General features: G+C 62.4%; 20 protein-coding genes and 3 pseudogenes. 4 read left to right on the top strand and 19 right to left on the bottom strand.

The annotated features are described in order from the left end of the window. Positions 1-40: 40 nt before the first annotated feature. From CUR85_RS16985 to glpD, 7 genes are all read right to left on the bottom strand, one after another. On the bottom strand, positions 41-1,738 hold the full coding sequence (locus CUR85_RS16985; RefSeq protein ID WP_136720367.1) for an ABC transporter substrate-binding protein: 1,698 nt from the start codon (positions 1,736-1,738) through the stop codon (positions 41-43). 85 nt (positions 1,739-1,823) lie between these two features. Continuing rightward, entirely contained in the window at positions 1,824-2,096 is a 273-nt protein-coding gene (locus CUR85_RS16980; RefSeq protein WP_067268456.1) for a DUF2160 domain-containing protein, read from the bottom strand. A gap of 15 nt (positions 2,097-2,111) precedes the next feature. Next, positions 2,112-2,999, bottom strand: a complete 888-nt coding sequence (locus CUR85_RS16975) for a carbohydrate ABC transporter permease (protein ID WP_067268458.1) — start codon at positions 2,997-2,999, stop codon at positions 2,112-2,114. After that, on the bottom strand, positions 2,999-3,871 hold the full coding sequence (locus tag CUR85_RS16970) for a carbohydrate ABC transporter permease (protein WP_067268460.1): 873 nt from the start codon (positions 3,869-3,871) through the stop codon (positions 2,999-3,001). The genes CUR85_RS16975 and CUR85_RS16970 overlap by 1 nt, the downstream gene beginning before the upstream one ends. Next, positions 3,868-4,953 (bottom strand): ABC transporter ATP-binding protein, encoded by a 1,086-nt coding sequence (locus CUR85_RS16965; protein WP_067268461.1) that lies wholly within the window; start codon positions 4,951-4,953, stop codon positions 3,868-3,870. The genes CUR85_RS16970 and CUR85_RS16965 overlap by 4 nt, the downstream gene beginning before the upstream one ends. After that, positions 4,953-6,038 carry an ABC transporter ATP-binding protein gene (locus tag CUR85_RS16960; protein WP_067268463.1) on the bottom strand — a complete coding sequence of 362 codons (1,086 nt, stop codon included), beginning with the start codon at positions 6,036-6,038 and terminating at the stop codon, positions 4,953-4,955. The genes CUR85_RS16965 and CUR85_RS16960 overlap by 1 nt, the downstream gene beginning before the upstream one ends. 13 nt (positions 6,039-6,051) lie before the next feature. Then, on the bottom strand, positions 6,052-7,641 hold the full coding sequence (glpD, locus tag CUR85_RS16955) for a glycerol-3-phosphate dehydrogenase (RefSeq protein WP_067268464.1): 1,590 nt from the start codon (positions 7,639-7,641) through the stop codon (positions 6,052-6,054). A gap of 220 nt (positions 7,642-7,861) precedes the next feature. On the opposite strand from glpD, the pseudogene CUR85_RS16950 reads away from it, so the two are divergent. Then, a pseudogene (locus CUR85_RS16950) lies at positions 7,862-8,628 on the top strand (DeoR/GlpR family DNA-binding transcription regulator). Between the two features lie 9 nt (positions 8,629-8,637). Here the strand turns inward: CUR85_RS16950 and CUR85_RS16945 are convergent. The 3 genes and pseudogenes from CUR85_RS16945 to CUR85_RS16935 all read right to left on the bottom strand — a co-directional run bounded on the left by CUR85_RS16945 (position 8,638) and on the right by CUR85_RS16935 (position 11,886). Beyond that, positions 8,638-10,041 (bottom strand): alpha,alpha-trehalose-phosphate synthase (UDP-forming), encoded by a 1,404-nt coding sequence (locus CUR85_RS16945; protein WP_067268466.1) that lies wholly within the window; start codon positions 10,039-10,041, stop codon positions 8,638-8,640. Positions 10,042-10,204: 163 nt separating this feature from the next. Continuing rightward, entirely contained in the window at positions 10,205-10,801 is a 597-nt protein-coding gene (locus CUR85_RS16940; RefSeq protein ID WP_067268470.1) for an exopolysaccharide biosynthesis protein, read from the bottom strand. 111 nt (positions 10,802-10,912) lie between these two features. Further along, positions 10,913-11,886, bottom strand: a pseudogene (locus CUR85_RS16935) (DNA topoisomerase IB). Positions 11,887-12,084: 198 nt separating this feature from the next. Between CUR85_RS16935 and otsB the strand changes: the two are divergent. Genes otsB through CUR85_RS16920 form a run of 3 tightly spaced genes read left to right on the top strand, consistent with a single transcriptional unit; the run spans position 12,085 to position 14,654 of the window. After that, on the top strand, positions 12,085-12,834 hold the full coding sequence (gene otsB / locus CUR85_RS16930) for a trehalose-phosphatase (RefSeq protein WP_082852176.1): 750 nt from the start codon (positions 12,085-12,087) through the stop codon (positions 12,832-12,834). A gap of 45 nt (positions 12,835-12,879) precedes the next feature. Continuing rightward, on the top strand, positions 12,880-13,335 hold the full coding sequence (locus CUR85_RS16925) for a trehalase-like domain-containing protein (RefSeq protein WP_280322921.1): 456 nt from the start codon (positions 12,880-12,882) through the stop codon (positions 13,333-13,335). Then, positions 13,266-14,654, top strand: coding sequence for a glycoside hydrolase family 15 protein (locus CUR85_RS16920; RefSeq protein WP_280322920.1), 1,389 nt, complete (start codon positions 13,266-13,268; stop codon positions 14,652-14,654). Before CUR85_RS16925 ends, CUR85_RS16920 begins: the two co-directional genes overlap by 70 nt. Here the strand turns inward: CUR85_RS16920 and CUR85_RS16915 are convergent. The 9 genes and pseudogenes from CUR85_RS16915 to CUR85_RS16880 all read right to left on the bottom strand — a co-directional run bounded on the left by CUR85_RS16915 (position 14,651) and on the right by CUR85_RS16880 (position 22,631). After that, positions 14,651-15,253 carry a LysE family translocator gene (locus CUR85_RS16915; protein WP_067268474.1) on the bottom strand — a complete coding sequence of 201 codons (603 nt, stop codon included), beginning with the start codon at positions 15,251-15,253 and terminating at the stop codon, positions 14,651-14,653. The two genes, CUR85_RS16920 and CUR85_RS16915, sit on opposite strands and share 4 nt — an antisense overlap. A 122-nt stretch (positions 15,254-15,375) precedes the next feature. Further along, positions 15,376-16,713: an indolepyruvate oxidoreductase subunit beta family protein gene (locus tag CUR85_RS16910; protein ID WP_343245483.1), complete on the bottom strand. Its 1,338-nt coding sequence runs from the start codon at positions 16,711-16,713 to the stop codon at positions 15,376-15,378. Further along, positions 16,629-16,916, bottom strand: coding sequence for a hypothetical protein (locus CUR85_RS20375; RefSeq protein ID WP_343245482.1), 288 nt, complete (start codon positions 16,914-16,916; stop codon positions 16,629-16,631). Before CUR85_RS20375 ends, CUR85_RS16910 begins: the two co-directional genes overlap by 85 nt. Beyond that, the gene (locus CUR85_RS16905) at positions 16,913-19,063 is read right to left on the bottom strand and encodes a thiamine pyrophosphate-dependent enzyme (protein WP_067268477.1); all 2,151 of its coding nucleotides are present in this window, start codon (positions 19,061-19,063) and stop codon (positions 16,913-16,915) included. Before CUR85_RS16905 ends, CUR85_RS20375 begins: the two co-directional genes overlap by 4 nt. 9 nt (positions 19,064-19,072) lie before the next feature. Next, positions 19,073-19,552: a MarR family winged helix-turn-helix transcriptional regulator gene (locus CUR85_RS16900; protein ID WP_231886456.1), complete on the bottom strand. Its 480-nt coding sequence runs from the start codon at positions 19,550-19,552 to the stop codon at positions 19,073-19,075. 3 nt (positions 19,553-19,555) lie between these two features. Further along, positions 19,556-20,328, bottom strand: a pseudogene (locus CUR85_RS16895) (cyclase family protein). A 192-nt stretch (positions 20,329-20,520) separates the two neighbouring features. Next, positions 20,521-21,483: a dihydrodipicolinate synthase family protein gene (locus tag CUR85_RS16890; RefSeq protein WP_067268481.1), complete on the bottom strand. Its 963-nt coding sequence runs from the start codon at positions 21,481-21,483 to the stop codon at positions 20,521-20,523. A 131-nt stretch (positions 21,484-21,614) separates the two neighbouring features. After that, the gene (locus CUR85_RS16885; RefSeq protein ID WP_067268483.1) at positions 21,615-22,313 is read right to left on the bottom strand and encodes a GntR family transcriptional regulator; all 699 of its coding nucleotides are present in this window, start codon (positions 22,311-22,313) and stop codon (positions 21,615-21,617) included. 117 nt (positions 22,314-22,430) lie between these two features. After that, positions 22,431-22,631 (bottom strand): hypothetical protein, encoded by a 201-nt coding sequence (locus CUR85_RS16880; protein ID WP_280322919.1) that lies wholly within the window; start codon positions 22,629-22,631, stop codon positions 22,431-22,433. Position 22,632: the final 1 nt, after the last annotated feature.

Below are 22,632 nucleotides of genomic sequence, written 5' to 3'. Positions count from 1 at the left end.
GGCCGGAACGCTGCTGCGTCCCGGCCCCCGAAAGTTTGGCTTACTGCCAGGACTTGATCAACTCTTCGTAGCTGATGGTCTCGGGCTCGGGGTCTTCGTTGTCGAGCTTGGCAACGGGCGAACCTTCCTGCTCAAGCCAGTAGGAGGCTTCACGCTCTTCGTTCATTTTCGGACCCAGATCACCTTGGACGCCTGCGCGCTCAAGACGTTCCATGACCTTTTCCTGCTCGGCGCAGAGGCTGTCGAGCGCTTCCTGAGGTGTTTTCGCACCCGACATCGCGTCGCCGATGTTCTGCCACCACAGCTGCGCCAGCTTGGGGTAATCCGGCACGTTCGTCCCTGTGGGCGACCATGCGGTGCGCGCGGGCGAACGGTAGAATTCCACCAGACCGCCGAGTTTCGGCGCGCGTTCGGTGAAGCTGTCGTGCTGGATGGTCGACTCGCGGATGAAGGTCAGACCGGCATGGGCCTTTTCCACGTCCACGGTTTTCGAGGTCACGAACTGCGCATAGAGCCATGCGGCCTTGGCGCGGTCGACGGGCGTGCTTTCCATCAGCGTCCAGCTGCCCACGTCTTGATAACCAACCTTCTGGCCTTCTTTCCAGTAGGCGCCATGCGGGCTGGGGGCCATGCGCCACTTGGGCGTGCCATCTTCGTTCAGCACGGCCTTGGCGCTGTCGTTCACCATGTCGGCGGTGAAGGCGGTGTACCAGAACATCTGCTGGGCGATGGCACCCTGCGCGGGCACCGGACCGGCTTCGCCGAAGGTCATGCCAGCGGCTGCGGGGGGCGTGTACTTCTCAAGCCATTCGATGGACTTGGTGATCGCATAGACCGCCGCCGCATCGTTGGTGGCACCACCACGGGTCACACAGGAACCGACCGGCTGCGAGTTTTCGTTAACGCGGATGCCCCATTCGTCGACCGGCAGGCCGTTGGGCTCACCCACGTCGCCGCCGCCCGCCATGGAGAGCCACGCATCGGTGTAGCGCCAGCCAAGGCTCGGGTCTTTCTTGCCGTAGTCCATGTTGCCGTAGACTTCGACGCCGTCGATGGTGCGGCCGGTGAAGAATTCGGCGATGTCTTCGTAAGCGGACCAGTTGACCGGCACGCCCAGGTCATAGCCGTATTTCTCTTTGAACTCGGCCATCAACTCAGGATCGGTGAACCAGTCCTGGCGGAACCAGTAAAGGTTCGCGAACTGCTGGTCGGGCAGCTGATACAGTTCGCCATCGGGCGAGGTGGTGAAATCAAGGCCGATGTAGTCATCGAGATCGAGACCGGGGTTGGTCACGTCCTTGCCTTCGTTCGCCATCCAATCGGTCAGGCTGCGCGCCTGCTTGTAGCGCCAGTGGGTGCCGATCAGGTCAGAGTCGTTGATATAGGCGTCGTAGATGTTCTCGCCCGACTGCATCTGCGTTTGCAGCTTTTCAACCACGTCGCCCTCGCCGATCAGGTCGTGGGTGATGTTGATGCCGGTGATCGCGCTGAAGGCCGGCGCCAGCACATTGGCTTCATATTCGTGGGTGGTGATGGTCTCGGACACGACTTTGATGTCCATGCCTTTGAACGGCTCGGCAGCGTCGATGAAGAATTGCATCTCCGCTTCCTGCTCTTCGCGGCTCAGCGCGGAGCGTTCGATTTCCTCGTCGAGGAACTTCTTCGCGGCTTCCATATCCGCGAATGCTGGCCCGGCGAGCAGACCGAGCGTGACCGCCAAAGCGGTACTCGATTTCATGACAGATCGTTTCATTATGTCCTCCCTAGACATTTGGTCGTGTCGTATGGCGGCCCCGGTTGCCCGGGGTCCGCCGTGATAGCGCCTAGACCCAGCGAAATACGGCTGCGGCATAGGCAAGGCAGACCAGCAGCGCATAGGGCTGCGGACCCGCCTCGAAACCCAGCCAGATCAAATTGATAAAGGCCGAGCCGAGAAGCGTGATGAACAGACGGTCACCACGGGTTGTCTCAATCCTGAGGATGCCCACACGGGGCGTCTCAGGGAATTTGATCGCGAGGATCGTGAAGGTCACGAGTAACAGCGCGATGACACCGAAGAAGATCGCGGTGGGCATGGTCCAAGCCATCCAAGACATGGGCGGTCTCCTCTCTTATACCCGCCCGAGGGCAAAGCCCTTGGCGATGTAGTTGCGGACGAAATAGATCACCAGCGCGCCCGGCACGATGGTCAGCACACCCGCCGCGGCCAAGACGCCCCAGTCGAGGCCGGAAGCGGAGACCGTACGGGTCATGGTGGCGGCGATGGGTTTGGCGTCGACGGAGGTCAGCGTGCGCGACAAGAGCAGTTCCACCCATGAGAACATGAAGCAGAAGAAGGCCGCGACCCCGATGCCGCTGGCGATCAGCGGGGTAAAGATGCGGATAAAGAAACGCGGGAAGGAATAGCCGTCGAGGTAGGCCGTCTCGTCGATCTCTTTCGGCACGCCGCGCATGAAACCTTCGAGGATCCAAACCGCGAGCGGCACGTTGAACAGGCAGTGTGCCAGCGCCACGGCGATATGCGTGTCAAAGAGATTGACCGAAGAATAGAGCTGAAAGAACGGCAACGCGAAAACGGCGGGCGGCGACATGCGGTTTGTCAGCAGCCAGAAGAACAGGTGTTTGTCGCCCAGAAACGTGTAGCGCGAGAAAGCATAGGCCGCCGGCAGCGCCACGGCGAGCGAGATCACCGTGTTCATCACCACATAAATCAGACTGTTCACATAGCCCATGTACCAGCTCGGATCGGTGAGGATCTTGGCATAGTTCGCCAGCGTCAGGTCCCGCGGATAGAGCGAGAAGGACCCGAGGATTTCGGCGTTGGTCTTGAGGCTCATGTTGATGAGCCAATAGATCGGCAGCATCAGAAACAGCAGGTACAGCGTCATCACCACCACCGAGCCCTTGGGCCGGAAGCGGCTGCGCCGGGTGCGTTTGGCAGCGGTCACGTCACCCGGAATGGGCGCGGCGCCGGGGGCTTGCACGGTTGTGTCGGTCATCACACACCATCCCTTTTGTCGAGGTTGACCATCACGGTGTAGAACACCCATGAAATCAACAGGATCACGAGGAAATACATCAGGCTGAACGCCGCTGCGGGGCCGAGGTCAAACTGGCCGATGGCCATTTTCACCAAGTCGATCGACAGGAAGGTCGTGGCATTGCCCGGCCCGCCGCCGGTCACGACGAACGGCTCTGTATAGATCATGAAGCTGTCCATGAAGCGCAGCAGAATGGCGATCATCAGCACGCCCGCCATCTTGGGCAGTTCGATGTAGCGGAACACGGCCCAACGGCTGGCTTGGTCGATCTTGGCCGCCTGATAGTAAGCGTCTGGAATGGATTGCAGACCGGCATAGGCCAAGAGCGCCACCAAAGAGGTCCAGTGCCAGACGTCCATCACCACAACCGTGATCCACGCCGAAGTGATGTCTTGGGTGTAGTTATAGGTGATACCCAGCTTGTCGAGCGTATAGCCCAGAAGGCCAATGTCGACCCGGCCAAAGATCTGCCAGATGGTGCCGACCACGTTCCACGGGATCAGCAGCGGCAGGGACATCAGGACAAGGCAGAAGCTGGCCCAGAACCCGTTTTTCGGCATGTTGAGCGCAACAAAGATGCCGAGCGGGATTTCAATTGCCAGAATGACGCCCGAGAAGATCAACTGACGGCCAAGCGCGTCCCACATCCGGTCGCTGTCGAGCATGTCGGAAAACCACTCGAGCCCGGCCCAGAAAAACTCGTTCCGGCCAAAGGTGTCTTGCACCGAGTAGTTGACCACGGTCATCAGCGGGATCACGGCCGAAAAGGCCACGAGGATCAGCACCGGCAGGACAAGGAACCATGCCTTTTGGTTGACGGTCTTGTTCATGCGGCCTCTCCCTCTGCGCTGATGCGCCAGTCGTCGTCATAGACGTTGATGCCCGCCGGATCGAAACTGATCGCGGTGTTTTCGCTCGGCACCGACGCGCCTTCTTCGGCGATGGCGCTGACCTGCTGGCCTGCGACGTCGAGACGGATGATCTTGTGACGGCCCACATCCTCGACACGGGTCACCTTGGCCGGAAGGCCCAGACCTTCGCCATTGATCCGAACGAATTCGGGCCGGACGCCCAGTTGCGTTTTCTGGCCCTTGGGGGCGTAGGTCTTGTTCAAATTGACACTCGTGCCCGCGACCTGCGCCGCATTGCCCGCGATCTGCGCGTCAAAGAGGTTCATCCCCGGCGAGCCGATGAAATAGCCCACGAAAGTATGGGCAGGCCGCTCGAAAAGCTCTTGCGGCGTGCCGATCTGCACCACGCGGCCATCATACATCACCACCACCTTATCGGCGAAGGTCAGCGCCTCGGTCTGGTCGTGGGTGACGTAGATCATCGTGTGGCCGAATTCGTGGTGCAGCGATTTGAGCTGCGTGCGCAGTTCCCACTTCATATGGGGGTCGATCACCGTGAGCGGCTCGTCGAACAAGAGCGCGTTCACGTCTTCGCGCACCATGCCGCGGCCCAGCGAAATCTTCTGCTTGGCATCTGCTGTGAGGCCCCGCGCCTTGCGGTTCAGCTCATCCTCCATGCCGATCATCTTGGCGATCTGCTGGACCCGGGACGCAACATAAGAGGCATCCGCGCCACGGTTGCGCAGCGGGAAGGCCAGATTGTCATGTACAGTCATCGTGTCGTAAACGACCGGGAACTGGAAAACCTGCGCGATGTTGCGCTCGGCGGTCGGCGCATGGGTGACGTCTACGTCATTGAATAGGATGCGCCCCTGCGAAGGCTGCAAAAGCCCCGAAATGATGTTGAGCAACGTAGATTTCCCACAGCCCGAGGCGCCCAGAAGCGCATAGGCTTCGCCGTCGATCCAATCGTGGTTCAATTCCTTGAGGGCGAAATCATCCTCACCGCTGGGATTGGGCAGATAGGAATGGGCGAGGTTATCAAGCGTGATCTTGGCCATTATGCCGCCTCCGCATAGGGCGCGGCCGAGACGAGCGCCCCGTTCGCGTCAAACAGGTAGATATGCGCCGGGTCCAGATAAACCGGCAGGGGCTGGCCGGGCTGCAAATGCTGGATGCCATGCACCAGACCGACCCATTTCGCGCCGTGGTAATCGAGGTGGATAAAGGTCTCCGACCCCGTGATCTCGGTCACGTTCAGCACCGCGTCAAAGCCGATGGCCTCGGGCGCCTGCGCGCTTAGCGTGAGGTGGTTGGGGCGGAAACCGGCGGTATATTCGCCGTCGCGCAAGCTCGCCATCGTGGCGGGCGCCGCCATCTCACCGCCGTCGAACCGCAGCGTGTCGCCCGATTTGGTCATGCTGAGGAAGTTCATCGGCGGGTCAGAGAACACCCGCGCCGTGGTCGCATTCTCGGGCCGGCGGTAGACGCTCGGCGTCGGGCCGAATTGCGTAACGCGGCCTTCCCAGAGCGTCGCGGTATTGCCGCCCAGAAGCAGCGCCTCTTCCGGCTCGGTCGTGGCATAGACAAAGATCGACCCAGCCCGTTCAAAGATACGCGGGATTTCGGCGCGGAGTTCTTCGCGCAGCTTGTAGTCGAGGTTGGCCAACGGCTCATCCAAGAGCACCAGCCCGGCATTCTTGACCAGCGCGCGTGCCAAGGCGCAGCGCTGCTGCTGGCCGCCCGAAAGCTCCAGCGGCTTGCGGTCAAGCATCGGGGTGAGCTGCATCAGCTCGGCGGTTTCGCGGACGGCACGATCAATCTCATCCTTCGACTTGCCCACCAGCTTCATCGGAGAGGCGATGTTGTCGTAAACCGTCATCGAGGGGTAGTTGATGAACTGCTGATAGACCATGGCGACCTTGCGGTCCTGCACCCGCATGCCGGTCACGTCTTCGCCGTTCCAGATCACCTGCCCCGTGCCCGGCACATCGAGCCCCGCCATCAGCCGCATCAGCGACGTCTTGCCCGAGGATGTAGGGCCCAAAAGCACGTTCATCGTGCCCTTTTCCAAGGTCAGGTCGGTCGGGTAGATATGCGTTTGGCCGCCTACCGTCTTCGACACGTTCTTCAGGATCAAACTCACGTTCGACCTCCCCTCATTCCGCCGCAGAGGCGGCTTGTTTCGCCGCGCGCATCTGCATCCATTCATCAAGACGCGCGATCTGCGTCTCGTCCATTCGCAGGCCCAGCTTGCTGCGGCGCCAGACGACGTCCTCTGCGCTGAGGGCATATTCCTTGTTCATCAGCCAAGCGGCCTCGCGCGCGGTGAGGGTGGCCCCGAAATGCTCGCCCATATCCGCCAGCGTCTTGGCCTCGCCCGCCATCGCCCAAGCATCCGTACCATAGGCGCGGATCAGCCGTGCCGCCCAGCTTTCATCCAGAAAGTCATAATCCGCTTTCAGCCGCGCGATCAACTGCGCCACGCCGTCCACCGGGAAATCACCGCCGGGCAGGGCAACGCCCGCAGTCCAATGGCCCGACAGCCCGTCGAAATGCGGCGCGATCAACTCCAGCGCGTCTTCGGCCAGTTTGCGGTAGGTCGTAATCTTACCGCCAAAGACATTGAGGATCGGCGCGCCGCCGGTCTTGTCGACCTTGAGGGTATAGTCCCGCGTCGCCGCCGTGGCGCTGCTGGCGCCATCGTCATAAAGCGGTCGCACGCCGGAATAGGTCCAGACGATGTCTTTACGGGTGATGTCCTGCTTGAGATAGCCGTTCACGAAGTCGATCAGGTAGTCCTGCTCTTCGGGCGTGCATTCCGGGGTGACGGACGGATCAGGATGATCGGCGTCGGTGGTGCCGATCAGGGTGAAATCCTGCTCATAGGGGATCGTGAAGATGATCCGCCCATCGGTGCCTTGGAAGAAATAGCATTTGTCGTGATCGTAGAGCCGCTTGGTCACGATATGGCTACCGCGCACCAGCCGCACCCCTTCGGAGGAGTTCAGCCGCGCGGTGTTGTGGATAATGTCGCCGACCCACGGGCCGCCCGCGTTGACCAGCATCTTGGCATGGATCACCTCGCGCTGGCCATCCGCGCCATGCTCTACCGTGACCGCCCAGCCATCGGCGCTGCGGTCGGCAGAGACGACTTTGGTCCGTGTCATGATGCGCGCGCCGCGCAGTTCCGCGTCGCGGGCGTTCAGCACCACAAGGCGGGAGTCTTCGATCCAGCAGTCGGAGTATTCAAAAGCCTTCTCGAACCGGTCCTCCAGCGGCGCCCCTTCGGGCGTGCCGCGCAAGGACAGGCTGCGTGTGGAGGGCAGGATTTTACGCCCGCCGAGGTTGTCATAGAGAAACAGGCCCAGTCGGATCAGCCATGCCGGGCGGCGGCCCCGCATCCACGGCATGAACAACCGCAGCAGCTTAGAGGTCGGCGTGTCGCCCTCGAACCGCATGTCGCGGTGATAGGGCAGCACGAAACGCATCGGCCAAGAGATATGCGGCATCGCCTTCAGCAGCACCTCGCGCTCGGTCAGCGCGTGGCGCACGAGGCCGATCTCGAAATACTCAAGGTAGCGCAGCCCGCCGTGGAAAAGCTTGGTCGAGGCCGAAGAGGTCGCCGAGGCCAGATCGTTCATCTCGGCCAAGGTCACGCTCAGACCCCGGCCTGCCGCGTCGCGCGCAATCCCGGCGCCGTTAATGCCACCACCGATGACGAATAGATCGACCGGGGCAGCGGCCATATGGCTATCGGGCTGTTGGTTCACGATCCGGCCCTCCCCCAGCTCAGACTGTCCAATTTGGGGCAGTGTTACGAAACGACTCTCATCTGCACAAGAATTATTTTCGTTTATGTTCGTTTCTCCAGCATAGCGAACATGTTAAACGTGTCTTGCTGCGCGATTGCTTGCGTTAGCCAAAACACTGGAGATAATGCGCCAACAGCAGGCAGGAGCGACGCCCATTTCACAGACATTCCGCCATCCCGACATCCTTGAAATCGCCCGGCGCGAAGGCAAAGTCACCGTCGATGGGCTGGCCGAACATTTCGGCGTGACCCATCAGACCATCCGCCGTGACCTTACGGAACTGGCCGACAGCGGTAAGCTTGAGCGGGTCCATGGCGGCGCGGTGCTGCCCTCGGGGGCCAGCAACATCGGCTATGCCGAGCGGCGCAATCTGCATGAAGAGGCCAAGAATCGCATCGCCCGCGCCTGCGCCGAACATATCCCCGACGGCTGTTCGGTTTTTCTAAATATCGGGACCAGTACCGAGGCCGTGGCCCGCGCCCTGCTTCACCACCGCGATCTGATGGTGGTGACGAACAACATGAACGTGGCCAATATTCTGGTCGACAATCCCGAATGCCGCATCGTGCTAACCGGCGGCGCACTGCGCCGGATGGACGGCGGTCTGGTCGGCAATCTAACGATCGAGACGATCCGCCAATTCAAATTCGACATCGCGGTGATCGGCTGTTCGGCAATGGACGCGGATGGTGATCTGCTCGACTTCGACATCGAAGAAGTCGGCGTCAGCCAATGTATCATCGCGCAGTCGCGCAAGACTTTTTTGGTGACCGATCATTCCAAATTCAAACGCTCCGCCCCGCGCGCATTGCCTCGGCGCGGGAGGTGGATATGTTCTTTACCGATCTGGCGCTGCCTGCGGGCCTTGCCGAGAAATGCAGCGGTTGGGAGACCGCGGTGGTCTATGCGCCGGAAGAGTGACCCCCGCCGCTAGGCGTCTGTCCATTCCCGCGCCCGGGGCTTGACCACGAGCGTCGGCTTGCAGGCTTTCAAAGCGTCGACGAAATGCTGGCTCCAGAGGTTCACATCCGTGGCCCGCACCTGCGCCATGCAGCTGGCATGGCGGCGCTTGCGCTCTTCCAGCGGCAAGGCGAGCGCGGTCTTGAGCGCTTCGCTCATGTCTTCGATGTCATAGGGGTTGACCTGAATCGCATCCGTCAGGTCCTCGGCAGCGCCGGCCATATGCGACAGGATCAGCACACCGGGGTCTTCGGGGTCCTGCGCGGCGACATATTCCTTGGCCACAAGGTTCATCCCATCGGCAAAGGGCGTCACGATCCCGACCCGCGCCCGGCGATAGAGACGGGCCAAAAGGTTGCGATCAAGGTTGCGGTGGATATAGCGCAGCGGGGTCCAGTCGATCTCTCCATGCTCCCCGTTCACGCGACCGACAAGCTCTTCCAACTCGTAGCGCAACTCGCGATAGGCAGCGACTTCCTCCCGGCTGGGCGGGGCGATTTGGACCATGCTCACCCGGCGTTCCCGCTCATCCCGGGTTTCGAGATAGCGGCCAAAGGCGCGGAAGCGGTTGGGCAGACCTTTGGAGTAATCCAGCCGGTCGACGCCGATCACGATGTCACCCGCCATATCGTCGGCCAGACGGTCCTGCGCGCTGCCGCCCTGCGCGGCCTTCACAAAGGTCTCCACGTCGATGCCGATGGGGAAAGACCGCAGCGCCACCGCGCGGGAGCCGCATTTGATCGTGCCATCCATTAGGAATTCGGAATCAGTTTCAGCCCGGAACATTTCAAGACAGCGGGCCACATCGGCGCGGGTTTGCAGGCCCACAAGGTCATAATCCGCCAGCCAATGCGCCAGATTGGCCTCCCGCGGGAGGGCGCCCATATCGCCCAAGGCGGGGAAGGGAATATGCAGGAAAAACCCGATCTTACCGGTGAAGCCCAGCTTGCGCAGCTCTGTGGCGAGGGGGAAGAAATGATAGTCGTGAACCCAGATCATATCGTCCGGCTCGGCCACCTCCATCACCTGCCGGGCAAGGCGCGCGTTGACGGCGCAATAGCCCCGCTCGAACCCGCGGTCGAGCTTGACCAGATCGCCGCGGCGGTGACAGACGGGCCAAAGCACCGAGTTCGAGAAGCCGAGGTAGAAATTCTTGTAATCTTCGGGGGTTAGGCTAAAGCTTAGCCGGGTGTAATTGCCCTGATCGCCATATTCGCTGAGACTGTTGGCGGGGGTTTCCGTGGTTTCGGGGTGCGACCCGATCCAAATGCCGCCGATCTTGCGCAGGGTTTCATGCAGCGCATAAACCAGCCCACCGGAAGGGGCGGCCTCCGATGGGATGCGATTTGAGATTACAATTAATCTGCCAGCCATTTTATGCCTCGGGAACAATCATTTTCGGTCGCCGAGCCTGATTAGGCGGAACGCCGACCACCACTAACGGTTTAATGGTTTAGGTCGGTAAAGGTTCCCAGCTTGAGCGCCTTTGGTCAAATCTTTTGCAGGTGCAGAATGGCCTAGGGCCGGAATTAATTTCTCAGCGCCCAAGAAAGAACCACGCGACCCCCACAGGCAGCAGCGACATCAGGATCATCGACAGGATCACCACCCGCCCGTCGCGCATCAGATAGCCGGCCGCGAAGATGGCGATCATCGCCGACGCGATGGAGCCGGAAGTGGGCACGACCTCCATGAAGGGCATGAACATCGAGAGGGCCATCACCATGAACAGGGGCAGGTAAATCCACGGGCGGTGCAGGATGAAGGTCGAGCGCTCATGCAGATAGCGGTCCACGAAATCCACCGGGCGGCGCAGCCATCGCACCCCCTCGCGGAGTTTCTTCGCGGCGATGTCGCGGCGCATGACGAAACCGGGCAGCCAGAGGCTGTCGCGGCCAAAGATCATCTGCACCACCAGAAACAGCACCACCAATCCGATGAAAGCCGTGATCCCCGGAATGCCGCTGGCGGGTGAGGTTGAGATCAGGCTGAAAGCAAGAATAGTCGAGGCAAAGGAATGTTTGCCCAGACAATCAATGATCTCTTCCACGGTGATTTGCCGATCCGCGCCGCCGGAAAGATGCTCCATTTCATCTAGGACGCCGCTGAGGGTTGGCCGACCTGTATCGCTCATGAAATTCTGGTCCTTCTAACGTCGGGCGACAGCGCTACTCATGTTAACAGCGCTACTCATGTTAACAATGCGTGAGCGCGGTGAAAGTTCGCCCGAATTGTCAATTCAAGTTCACGTCTTCGCGCGCAGAAAGGCCAGCAGCCCCCGTTCGGCTTGGGTCATATCGTCGATATCGGGCGGGTCCGGCAAGTCTTGCGGGGTCTGGCAAAGTTCGATCACCTGCGGATGGATATAGCTGTTACGCGCGATGGTGGGCGTGTTGTGCAGCCGTTCGGCGGCGGCTTCGGCCATGGCTTTGATGCTGGGCTTGTCCTCTTTCAGCGCCACGTCGAAGGCGGCGACGGACCCGGCCCAAGTGCGAAAGGTCTTGGCCGAGAAGCCTTCGGTGCCAGCGGCCTCGGCGATGTAATCGTTCAGCGCGGTGGAGGTCAGACTGCGCGGCTGCCCCTCCTCGTCGAGCCATGTCAGCAGGTCCGCGCCGGGCAGGTCGCGAATTTTCTCCAGCGCACGCATCAGGGTGCGGTTGGCGATCTGGCGGCGGACCCGTTTGCCGCCCTTCGCCATGAAAGACGCCTGCAACTTCCCATCGCGCAGGACCAGATGCCGCCGTTTCAGGGTCAGCGTGCCATAGGTCCGGTTGGTTTCAGCATAGACCTGATTGCCGACGCGCAGCGACAGCCGGTCGATCATCGCCACGGCGGCGGCCAGCGCAAAATCACGTTCGCCCAACTCCTCCTTGAGATCACGGCGCACGCGGCGGCGGATGCGCGGCAGGGTCTCGGCAAACTCGGGCAGGCTTGCGTATTTCTCCTGCGCCTGCGCCTCGGACCAAAGCGGATGGTAACGGTATTGCTTGCGGCCCCGCGCATCGAAGCCGGTCGCCTGAAGGTGACCGTTGTCATAGGGGCTGATCCAGACCCGCTCATATGCCGGGGCACGGCCAGTTTCACCAGCCGCGCCCGCTCGGCCTTGTCCTTGATGCAGCGGCCATCGGGCGCGTGATAGGAAAAACCCCGCCCGCAGCGCCGCCGAGCGATGCCGGGTTTGCTGTCGGGGTAGTACCTGAGCGTCGACGGTGCGGTCATCTGGGGTTCCGATTGCGATAGGCGGGGTGGCGTCTGGGGCCTGCCCCCGTTTTGATCAACGCGGGCGCATCGGCTGGGTTCCCGCGGCGCACATCGCGCATCTCTGCGCAGTTGCAGCATAAATCCGTTGATTTCGCTGCGCTGGCGCATAGGTTTCTGGGGGAACGCCCGTGCAACGAAACGGATAGACCGGCCCCTATGGATAGCACCACCCTGTCGCCCCGCAATCTGCCGCCCGTGATCCCGGTCGAGCGCCATGCGTTCTTCCTTGATCTCGACGGCACGCTCGCCCCCATTGTCGACAACCCCGAAGACGCCTGTCTGCCGGAGGCGACCCGCCATCTGCTGACCCGTCTCGTCGCAAAGACCGATGGGGCGGTGGCGGTGATCTCTGGCCGGGCCATGGCGGATGTGGACCGTATCTTGGGCGCGCTGCGCCTGCCGGTCTCGGGATCGCATGGGCTGGAGCTGCGGCTCAGCACCGCGGACGATCACGCGCCGGAGCAGAGCGCGGGCATCCCCACCCCGGTCATCGACCGGGTCGAGGAATTCGCCGTGCTGCATGGGGTAACATCCGAGCGCAAGCCCGGCGCGATCGCGCTGCATTACCGCAAGGCCCCGGATCAAGAAGACGCCTGTCGCGGCTTCGTCGATACGCTGGTCGGCGAAGACTCCAGCCTGCGCGGTCTGCATGGCAAGATGGTCAGCGAGGTCGCCTTGAAAGGTGTCGACAAGGGCGGCGCAGTGGCGCGGTTCATGGCCTCTCCCGCCTTTGCGGACCGCCTGCCCGTGATGGTCGGCGATGACGTGACGGATGAAGACGGCTTTCGCGCGGCGCAGGCCATGGGTGGCTTTGGCATCAAGATCGGCCAAGGCCCGACCGAAGCCCAACATCGCATCGAAGACGTGGCCGGTTTTGCCGATTGGCTGGAAGAGATTTTGCGCTGATCCGGCCCGCCCGGCAGGCGCATCATGAATAGAAAAGAGGGACTTATGGATCTGGGTGTCATCGGGAATTGCGCGGTTGCGGCGCTGGTCAGCCGCGAAGGGGCCATCAACTGGTTCTGCCTGCCGCGTTTCGACGGCGATCCGGTTTTTCATAGCCTGATGGGCCATGGCGCGGGCCAAGAGGGCGACGGGGAATTTGCCGTCGAACTCGAAGACATGACCGAGAGCGAGCAGAGCTATCTGCCCAATACCGCGATCCTGCGCACCGTGTTGCGCAGCCCCAAAGGCGCGGTCGAGATTGTCGACTTCTGCCCCCGTTTCACCGCCTATGGCCGCAGCTTTCGCCCGCAGATGCTGGTGCGGCAGGTGCGGCGTATCGAAGGCTCTCCCCGTGTGCGGATGCGGCTGAAGCCGCGCTTTCAATGGGGGAAGTGGCCCCCACCCTCACCCGCGGCTCCAACCATGTGCGTTTCGTCGGGCCAGAGCAGAACATGCGCCTGACCACCGATGCGCCGATTGATCATGTGCTCGACGGGCGGATGATCAATCTCGAAGGTGAGATGACCTTCATCCTCGGCCCCGATGAGACCCTGTCGGACAGCCCTGAGCAGATCGGCACCACCTTCCGCACCAAGACGACCCGCTATTGGCAGCGCTGGACCCAGCGTTTGGCGATCCCTTTCGAGTGGCAGGAGGCCGTCATCCGCGCCGCGATCACGTTGAAACTGTGCAGCTACGAGGCCACGGGCGGGGTGATCGCCGCGATCACCACCTCGCTGCCCGAAGCACCGGATTCTGGGCGCAACTGGGATTACCGCTATTGCTGGGTCCGCGATGCGTTTTTCACCGTGCGCGCCCTCAACAGCCTCGCCGCCACCCGCACGCTGGAACATTATTTCCAATGGCTGATGAACGCCGTGGCCGATGCCGAGGGCGGGCATATCCAGCCGGTGCTGGGGCTGGGGCTTGAGACGGCGCTGACCGAACGTATCTCGCCTAGTCTACAGGGATTTCGTGGCATGGGTCCGGTGCGGATCGGCAATCAGGCGCATGAGCATTTCCAGCATGACACCTATGGCAATATCATCCTCGGCGCCGCCCCGGCATTTTTCGATCACCGGCTGCCGATGAACACCGGGCGCACCGCCTATGAGCAGTTGGAGCCGCTCGGCGAACAGGCCTGGGAGCTGCACGACCAGCCCGATGCGGGCATCTGGGAATTGCGCAGCCGGGCGCGGATTCACACCTCGTCGTCGTTGATGTGCTGGGCCGCCTGCGACCGTCTGGCCAAGATCGCACGGCATCTGAAATTGGACGACCGCGCCGCCCTTTGGGCCGAGCGGGCCAAGGTGATCCGCGACAAGATCCTCGACAACGCATGGTCCGAGGAACGCGGCGCCTTTGTCGAAAGCTTCGGCGGCAGCACCCTCGACGCGAGCGTTTTGCTGATGGGCGAGGTCGGCTTTCTGCCGCCGAAAGACCCGCGATTCATCGCCACGGTCGAACGTCTTTCCGAAGTGCTGGGCCGCGGCCCCTTCATGTTGCGATACGAAGAGGCTGATGATTTCGGCGTGCCGGAGGTGGGCTTTAACGTCTGCGCCTTCTGGCGCATCGACGCGCTGGCGCGGATTGGCCGCGAAGAGGAAGCGCGCAAACTGTTCGAAGAGCTGCTGGAGGCGCGCAACCACCTTGGCCTGATGTCCGAAGACACCGCTTTTGCCACTGGTGAGGGCTGGGGCAACTTCCCCCAGACCTACTCCATGGTCGGCATCATCAACGGCGCCATGCGCCTGTCGCGCCGGTGGGAGGCCGAACTTTAACGCGCAAGCAGCAGCCGCAGCCCCAAAAGCCCCAGCACAGCCGAGGCGATGCGGTCGAAATAGACCTTCGCGTGCAGGTAGCCTTGGCTGACGGCAGGGCGGCTCATGCCGAAGGCCAATGCGGTGTAGAAGGCCAGTTCGATGATCAGGTGATTGGCGACGATCAAGAGGTTCTCGCTCAGCCGCATCCCTTCGGGGAAGATGACGACCAGCACCGCGGCGGCGAAAAGCACCGATTTGGGGTTCAGGATATTGATCATCAGCCCCTGCCGAAACGCATGGCGGGCGGGTGTCACCGTGCTTGTCACCGGTGCCCGCGCCCCGCGCCACATGCCGTAGGCCACATAGAGCAGGTAGGCTGCGCCCACGGTTTTCACGATGGCATAGGCCCATGGGAAGGCGAGGAAGACGGCCTCCAACCCCAAGAGCGCGGCGAGGGTCCAGAACGACGCCACAAGGCCGAGGCCAGCCCCCACGGCAACGCCCGCCTGCCGCCCCGAACTCAGCGTCGTTTTCAACGCGATCAGAAAGGCCGGGCCGGGGCTGAGGATCGACGCGATGAGCGCGATGTTGAAGGCGATGAGATGTGATAGTTCCATGGCAGCGGTCCCCTTGACTGCGCCCAGCTAGGCGCGGTGCTGACCTTTGGTCAACTGCGATGCGGGCGCCGGAGGCCGCTCTGCGCATGATCCGCCCCGCGACCGCTTAGAAAACGGGCATCTCACACGAAGGATCGAACGGTCGCGATGGCCCCGTCGAGCGCCTTGCCATCCGCATCCTGCAACGCCGCCTCGCGCAGCCGCGCGATCCACTCCGCCGCGTCGTCACGCCCGCGCAGCAGGTCGACGGCATTCATCACCCGGTCGAACTTCCCCAGACCCCGCGCGTGGGTGTCAGAATAGCCCTTGATCAGGCGGCGGCATTTCAACAACTCCACGGCAAGGACGTAGTCACTCTCCACCTCGGCCAAACAACGGCGCAGCCAGTTCTCCAGATGCGCGACCTCGAGGGCATGGCGGTGGGTGCGCAACCGGTAGCCCTTCAGGCCGCCGAGGAAATGCAGCATCAGGAAGGCGGGCAGCCGGTCGGTGCGCAGACGGCGGCCCTTGTCGAACCAGCGGTTCAGCCGGGCCATCCACGTCTCGCTCGCCTCCACCTTAGCGCCGAGCCGCGCGGGCATGAGCCCCGCGATCTCTTCGGCGCGGGGGTGGAAATATTCGGTCAGTTGCAGCAGGTTCTCGTCGCCCGCGCGCATCTCTTGACGGATGTGCGACAGACGCGGGGCGCGGGTCTTGAGGTCCGCCACGCGGATGATGTCGTCATAGGCCATGGCATTGGCGATGTATTTCGCCGCCGCCGCCGAGAGCGCCCAGCCCTGCGCGGCATCATCGCGGGCCAACACGGTATCGAGCCGGTCGAGATACAGCGCGCCATAGGCGCAGTCCTGAAAGTTCACCACCTTGGCCAGCCCGGCGAGCGCGAGGTCCCGCACCGGCTCGGGCAGGCGGTCGGCCCGGTCCACCAGCGCGGCCCATTCGGCCTGCAACTTCTCCGGCCCGACGAGGCTGAACGGTTTGATCTCTTCCTCGGGGGTCTGCGGTGTTTCGGGCAGCTTGCCCTGCGCCGCGTCAAAGCCCACGGCGAAGGCGCGCAGCGAGGGCTCCACCCCCTTGCCGCCGGCACGGATCGCATTCTCATAGGCCTCACGTGGAAACGGCAGCGCGCCGGAGCCTGCAAGCGCGCCGAAGAGCGAGGCCGAGATGACCGAACCCGCGCCGACGGCCAGCCCCTCCATATCTTCAAGCACCAGCTTATGCGCCGCGATCTCGGCCGCCGCGCGGACTTCATCGGCGTCGGCGATGCCGTCGCCGGGTGCCATCTTCTCGCTCACCGCCAGCGCGCGGTGGGTCGAGCCGATCAGCGTCGTCCGGTCCGGCGTCACGAAGCCGCGCATCACGGCGCGGCCCACTTCCATCATCTCGGCGGCGACCAGCACGTCCACGTCGCCCGCCGCCGGGGCCAGCGCGAAGACCGGGTCCAGCGCGCCCTTGGGGGCCATTTCGACGTAGTAGATCGTGGCCCCGTGCGCTGCGCCACGCCGGCGACCGAGGTCGCCTGACAAACGTAGCCCTCGGCCCGGGCCATCGCCTCGATCCAGCCGGTGAGCACGCCGCCCCCCTGCCCGCCCACGGCCATGACGGCAAGCTTGATGATCTTCTCGACCCGCGCATCGGGGGTCTTTTGCGGCAGCACCATGTTCATGTCGCCACTCCTTCGTTGCGCAGCCGTTTCGCATCGCGTCGGTCTTGCAACCAGCGAATGATTTGGCCGGTCTTTTCGGCCCGCCAACGCTCGAACTTCGTCGGGTTGTGCACCACGTCGGCCTGATAGAAGGACGGGCAGAGCACGGCGGTATCCGCCACCTCACCACAGTTGCCGCAGCCGACGCAGGTCTGGTCGATATGCGCCACCGGGTCGTCGCGCAGCGGATCATCGAGCCGTTTCAGCGACAGCGAGGGACAGCCCGAGAGACGGATACAGGCGTGATCGCCGGTGCAGACATCCGCATCGACGCCAAAGCGCGGCACCTCCATGCGGCGGCCGTCCCTAATCGCCTGATTGCGTTTCGGCTTCTCGCGGCGCTGCTTGTTGAGCATGCATTCCGAGGAGGCCACGATGACCTTCGGCCCCTTGTAATCGGTGGTCAGCGCCTCGCGCAGAACCTCGCGCAGCTTGCCCACGTCATAGGTCCGGTCGATCTGGCGCACCCATTCCACGCCGACGCCCTTGAGCGCCTTGGAGATCGGGTTGTTCGTGCTTTTCGTGTCGTTATGCGCGCGCGACGACATCACGTCCTGCCCGCCGGTGGCGGCGGAATAGTAGTTGTCGACGATCACCGCGACGCTGTCGGACTTGTTGAACACCATGTTGCCGATGGAGGTCGACAGACCATTGTGCCAAAACCCCCCGTCGCCCAAGATCGAGATCACCCGCTTGTCGCCGCCGCCATCAAAGGCCGCATTGGAGGCGGGGCCGAGGCCATAGCCCATGGTCGAGCCGCCGATCTCGAAGGGCGGCAGGCAGCCGAAGAGATGGCAACCGATGTCGCCGGTGATCTGGTGCTTGCCCAATTCCTGCTCGGTCAGTTTCATCGCCGCGAAGATCGGGCGTTCGGGGCAGCCGGTGCAGAAGCCCGGCGGGCGGATCGGCACGGTTTGCGACAGGTCCGGGATCGCGGGCGCCTCGGCATTGGGCGCGCGCACGGCACCGGGCAGCATCTCGGGCGCCGCGATCTTGAGGAAGGCCGCCAGACCATCCAGCAGCACCTGCCCGGTGTATTCCCCGGCCATCGGCAGCACGTCCTTGCCGTGCAGCTTCACCCGGCGGTCGAGCTTGTAGAGGTAGGAGCCAAGCTGCTGTTCGATGTGGTCGGGCTGGCCTTCCTCGACCACCAGCACATGCTCCTTGCCCGCGCAGAAGTCGTCGAATTCATCGCGCAAAAGCGGGTAGGTGACGTTCAGCACGTAGAGCGGCACCTCGGTCTGGCCGTGTATGTCGGCGAGCCCCAGCCGCTGCAATGCCCGGATGACAGAATTATACATGCCGCCCTGCACCACCATGCCCAGGGGCGCCTTCTCGGGGCCGAAGAATTCGTTGAGCTTGTTGTCGCGGATGAATGTCTCCGCGGCCGGCCAGCGGTTCTCGATCTTGTCCTTCTCGTGGAGGTAGGACATCGGCGGCAGCACCACGCGGTTGAAATCCGACTGCGGGTTCGCCGCCGCTTCGGCCACGGTGAGCGGCGGGCGCTGGTTGTCGCGGGTCTCGAAACTGCCCGTGACGTGGCAGGACCGGATGCGCACCATCAGCATGACCGGGGTGTTGCTGGCCTCGGACAGCTCGAACCCGTCCTTCACCGCCTTGGTGATCGAGGGCAGGTTCGGGCGCGGGTCGAGCATCCAGAACTGCGATTTCATGGCAAAGCCGTGGCTGCGCTCCTGCATGATCGAGGAGCCTTCGCCGTAGTCCTCGCCCACGATCACCAGCGCGCCGCCGGTCACGCCCGACGAGCTGAGGTTCGCGAGCGCGTCCGAGGCCACGTTGACCCCCACCGGCCCCTTGAAGGTCACCGCCCCCCGGATCGGATAGTGAACGGACGCAGCCAGCATCGCCGCCGCCGCGGCCTCGGAAGCATTGGCCTCAAAGCGCACGCCCAGCTCGCCCATCAGCTCCTCGGCGTCGGCCAGCACGTCCATCAGGTGGCTGATCGGCGCACCCTGATAGCCGCCGACGTAGCCCACGCCGTTCTCCAAGAGCGCCTTGGTGATCGCAAGGATGCCCTCGCCGGTGAAGACGTCGCCGTCTCCCTTGCGCAGATGTTCCACCTCTGCCTTGAACGAACGTTCGGCCATCGGACCCTCTCAGAAATCGTGTTTTCGAATGTTGCGCAGCATGGTCTGCAAGGTGGCCACAAAGGCCGCCTTCTCCTCGGTACCGATGCCCTTGAACATCGCCTCATAGGCCTGCGCCATATGCGGCCAGAGCCGCGCATATGCCTCGCGCCCCTGATCGGTCAGGTAGACCCGCGTGGCGCGGCTGTCGTTGGCATCGGTCTCGCGCCGGACCAGACCGTCGCGCACCAGCGCGTCGAGCGCGCGGCTCAGCGTCGATTGCTGCACCACCGCGTAAACCGCCAACTCGCGGATCAGGATGCCGTCGGTCACCGACAGCACCGCGAGCGAGCGCATCTGCGGCGTGGTCAGGCCAAGTGCCGCCATCTCCGCCGACAGGGCGGCATTGTACCGCCCCATGATCCGGTTCATCAGATAGGGCGCGAAGTTATCGAGCCCCATCCGATCCAGCGGCGCGTTCTCGGCCCCGGAAGGTGGTGTATCCGTCACCGATCAGCCCTTCGGCACCAGTGCCAGCGCCCGAATGGGGCTGCCGGTGCCGTTCTTGATCTTCAACGGCGCGGCGATCAGGATCGCCCCTTCGGCGGCAGTTTGTCGAGGTTGGCCAGTGACGCCAGACCAAAACAATTGTTCTTATGCAGCAGGTTATGCGCCGGATAGGGCGGCTCCATCCCGCCCGCTTGCCCCGCATCGGTGCCGATGCACTGCGTGCCCCAGCCGACGATCTTCTTCTCCATCAGGTACTGGATCGCATCCGGGGTCGGCCCGGGGCTGTGCGGCCCGGTCTCATCGGCGTTGAGGAACCGCGCCTCGTCATCGACGCGCGCGTCCCAATCGGTGCGCATGACGACCCATTCGCCTTCGCCGATCTCACCATACTCGGCTTCCCATTCCTTGATGCCCTTGGCATCAAGCAGGAAATCCGTGTCTTCCTGCGCCTGCTGAGAGCAGTCGATCACATTGACCGGGGCGACCAGACGCTGCACGTCGAGCGTATCAGTGAAGCCGTCGTCGTAATCCTTGCCGGTGATCCAATGATGCGGCGCGTCGAAATGCGTGCCCGAATGTTCACCCAGCACCATCCAGTTCCAGGCAAAGAAGGGGCCGTCTTCGTCATACTCGCTGATCTTGTGAATCTCGACCTTCGGCGTCGGCTTGGCGAAATCGGCGGGCAGTTGCAGGATCGGCGTATCCGGCCCCAAAACGCCTGAGCAATCGACGACCTCAACCCCGCCCGAGGCGAGCATCGCGCCGAAATCACGCATTAAATCCGTAGCACTCATTTCAATTAATCTCCCTCAAATGGCGCACCCACTCCCGATGCGTTGTCCCTGCAAAGATGCTAGTCACATTTATATGCGTTTGCAATTATCTTCTTCGAAAGGCTTGCTACGAACGCAAAAGGCCCGCCGCAAATGCGACGGGCCTGCCCAGCCGGGGAGAGGTGGCTAAGGAGATTAAGCGGCGTATTCGGCGACCGCCCCGCCCTGCTGGCTCCAATCGGCATACCATGTGCGGAAAAGCTTATACTGCGCCTCGGCATAGCCGCGCTGGCTGTCGGTCAGCGCGTCGGTCTCATTAAAATGCAATGCATATTCCGCATGGCCTTCGAGCACCATCAGATGCTTATAATAAAGCACGAGGTCCGGCCCCTCGTCGAAGGAGGACAGAACACCAAGGGCCGCATCAAGCTCCTGTGCCCGCTGGCGCGCTTCGGCATCGCCCGCTGCCGCAGCTTGGCTGAGGGCAACCAGATGCAACACTTCGCGCGGCAGCACATTGCCGATCCCGGTGATCGCGCCAGTTGCGCCGCAATTGACAAAACCGTGGAAGACGGTGGTATCCACACCGATCATCAGCGTGACCTCATCATCCCGGCTGGTGATGTTCTCCGCCGCATAGCGCAGATCATCCGCGCCGCCGAACTCCTTGAAGCCGACAAGGTTGGAATGTTCGGCCCGCAGCGCAAAGAACAGATCGGCCCGGGTGGCGAAACCGTAATAGGGGCTGTTGTAGATCACGGCAGGAAGCTCAGGCGCCGCCGAGAGAACCTTTTTGAAGTGATCCTTCTGCGCGGCAACCGAGGTGCCGCGCGACAGGATGCGGGGGATCAACATCAGCCCCTTTGCGCCAACCTTTTGCGCATGGGCCGCATGTTCGGCGGCCAGCTTCGTATTCACGGCCCCCGTGCCCACAACCACCGGCACGCCCGCCTCAACAAGGCGCTCGACGCCTTCCATCCGCTCTGCATCGGTCAGCAGCGGCCAATCACCCATGGACCCACAGTAGACCACCGCGCTCATCCCATCGGCGATCAGCTTTTCGCCCATACGCACCAAAGCGTCGAAGTCAGGTTTCCGGTCTTCGGTGCAGGGGGTCATCAGGGCCGGGATGCAGCCGGAAAAAATCGAAGGGGTCATATATCTCTCCATCATAGAAACCGGCCGCGATACCGCCGGGCTTGGCTGCATCTTAGCTATTGTATTTTATTTGTCGACATAAAATCTGCACAGCCCCTATGACGGCCCGATAAAGGCGCGTTTACCTATAATTAAAGGTCGATCTGCTGCCGCCGATCCCGCGAAATCAGCGCCTGAATCTGCCGCACGATCTGATCCGCATGGGTCGCGGCCAAAGAATCCGCTAGGCCGATGTCGCGCGCCTCGATGGCCGCGATCAGATCCTCATGCTCCTGCACATACTCACTGGGAAGCTGATCGTCGAAGGACTGGTAATACATCCGCAGCAACCGGCGCCCTTCATCCAAAAGCCGCAGACAAAGCGATTCGTAATAGGGGTTTCGCCCCGCCCGGGCGATCTCGGCATGGAACTCCCGGTTCGTCGCGATCATCGACAGCGCGTCCTGTGCCGACACGGCCTTGGCGAACTCCACCTGCCGCGCGCGAATATTGGCCATATCCGCCGGCGTATGAAACTGCGCCGCAAGACGCGTGGTGACACGGTACATCAATGTCATCGCGTCAAAGAAAGTGTGCAGGTTCATGAAGTCGATATTCGACACCACGGTCGAACGGTTTGGCAGCGTGGTCACCAACCCCTCGCTAGCCAACCGCACCAAAGCCTCGCGGATCGGCGTGCGCGACATCGACAGCCGCTCGGAAAGACGAATCTCGTCAATCGGACTGCCCGGCAAGAGGGTCAGATCGAGTATCTCATCGCGCAGGATGGAATAGACAAATTGCGCCCCGGACCCGCGCTTGCGTTCCGCCGTTTTAGGTTTGCTGGTCATGCGGGGATGCCGCCCTTTCGATGTTCATGGCTCCCCCTCGATAAAGCAACAAATCCCCCGCCCTACAATAGCGCTATAGCCCCCAAAGCGCGCCACCCCCCTTCATTTCATCCTTTCTCAAATACCTTCCGCACTCTCCCCAAGCGCCACCCCGCGCCAACCGCGCACCCAACCGCCGCAACAAATCGCCCAAAAATCAGGCGCCAACGCCGATATATCAGGCACAATTCCCGCCAAAAGACTGACCTCAAATGGCTTTTTCAAAAACTGCAATCGCCGGATTGACAGCAAGAAAGTTGCAACCGCATACTCGACCAAT

The sequence above is a fragment of the Sulfitobacter faviae genome, assembly GCF_029870955.1.
Classification (GTDB): Bacteria; Pseudomonadota; Alphaproteobacteria; order Rhodobacterales; family Rhodobacteraceae; genus Sulfitobacter; species Sulfitobacter faviae.
This window is presented reverse-complemented; position numbering and strand designations above follow the sequence as displayed.

Excerpts from the sequence above, each read along its gene's own strand:
- CUR85_RS16975 (WP_067268458.1), bottom strand. The coding sequence starts at position 2,999 with ATGACCGACACAACCGTGCAAGCCCCCGGCGCCGCGCCCATTCCGGGT.
- CUR85_RS16910 (WP_343245483.1), bottom strand. The coding sequence starts at position 16,713 with ATGGCCCCCAAGGGCGCGCTGGACCCGGTCTTCGCGCTGGCCCCGGCG.
- CUR85_RS16985 (WP_136720367.1), bottom strand. The coding sequence starts at position 1,738 with ATGAAATCGAGTACCGCTTTGGCGGTCACGCTCGGTCTGCTCGCCGGG.
- CUR85_RS16970 (WP_067268460.1), bottom strand. The coding sequence starts at position 3,871 with ATGAACAAGACCGTCAACCAAAAGGCATGGTTCCTTGTCCTGCCGGTG.
- glpD (WP_067268464.1), bottom strand. The coding sequence starts at position 7,641 with ATGGCCGCTGCCCCGGTCGATCTATTCGTCATCGGTGGTGGCATTAAC.
- CUR85_RS16925 (WP_280322921.1), top strand. The coding sequence starts at position 12,880 with ATGGATCTGGGTGTCATCGGGAATTGCGCGGTTGCGGCGCTGGTCAGC.
- CUR85_RS16890 (WP_067268481.1), bottom strand. The coding sequence starts at position 21,483 with ATGACCCCTTCGATTTTTTCCGGCTGCATCCCGGCCCTGATGACCCCC.
- CUR85_RS16980 (WP_067268456.1), bottom strand. The coding sequence starts at position 2,096 with ATGTCTTGGATGGCTTGGACCATGCCCACCGCGATCTTCTTCGGTGTC.
- CUR85_RS16885 (WP_067268483.1), bottom strand. The coding sequence starts at position 22,313 with ATGACCAGCAAACCTAAAACGGCGGAACGCAAGCGCGGGTCCGGGGCG.
- CUR85_RS16915 (WP_067268474.1), bottom strand. The coding sequence starts at position 15,253 with ATGGAACTATCACATCTCATCGCCTTCAACATCGCGCTCATCGCGTCG.
- CUR85_RS16940 (WP_067268470.1), bottom strand. The coding sequence starts at position 10,801 with ATGAGCGATACAGGTCGGCCAACCCTCAGCGGCGTCCTAGATGAAATG.
- CUR85_RS16945 (WP_067268466.1), bottom strand. The coding sequence starts at position 10,041 with ATGGCTGGCAGATTAATTGTAATCTCAAATCGCATCCCATCGGAGGCC.
- CUR85_RS16965 (WP_067268461.1), bottom strand. The coding sequence starts at position 4,953 with ATGGCCAAGATCACGCTTGATAACCTCGCCCATTCCTATCTGCCCAAT.
- otsB (WP_082852176.1), top strand. The coding sequence starts at position 12,085 with ATGGATAGCACCACCCTGTCGCCCCGCAATCTGCCGCCCGTGATCCCG.
- CUR85_RS16905 (WP_067268477.1), bottom strand. The coding sequence starts at position 19,063 with ATGGCCGAACGTTCGTTCAAGGCAGAGGTGGAACATCTGCGCAAGGGA.
- CUR85_RS20375 (WP_343245482.1), bottom strand. The coding sequence starts at position 16,916 with ATGAACATGGTGCTGCCGCAAAAGACCCCCGATGCGCGGGTCGAGAAG.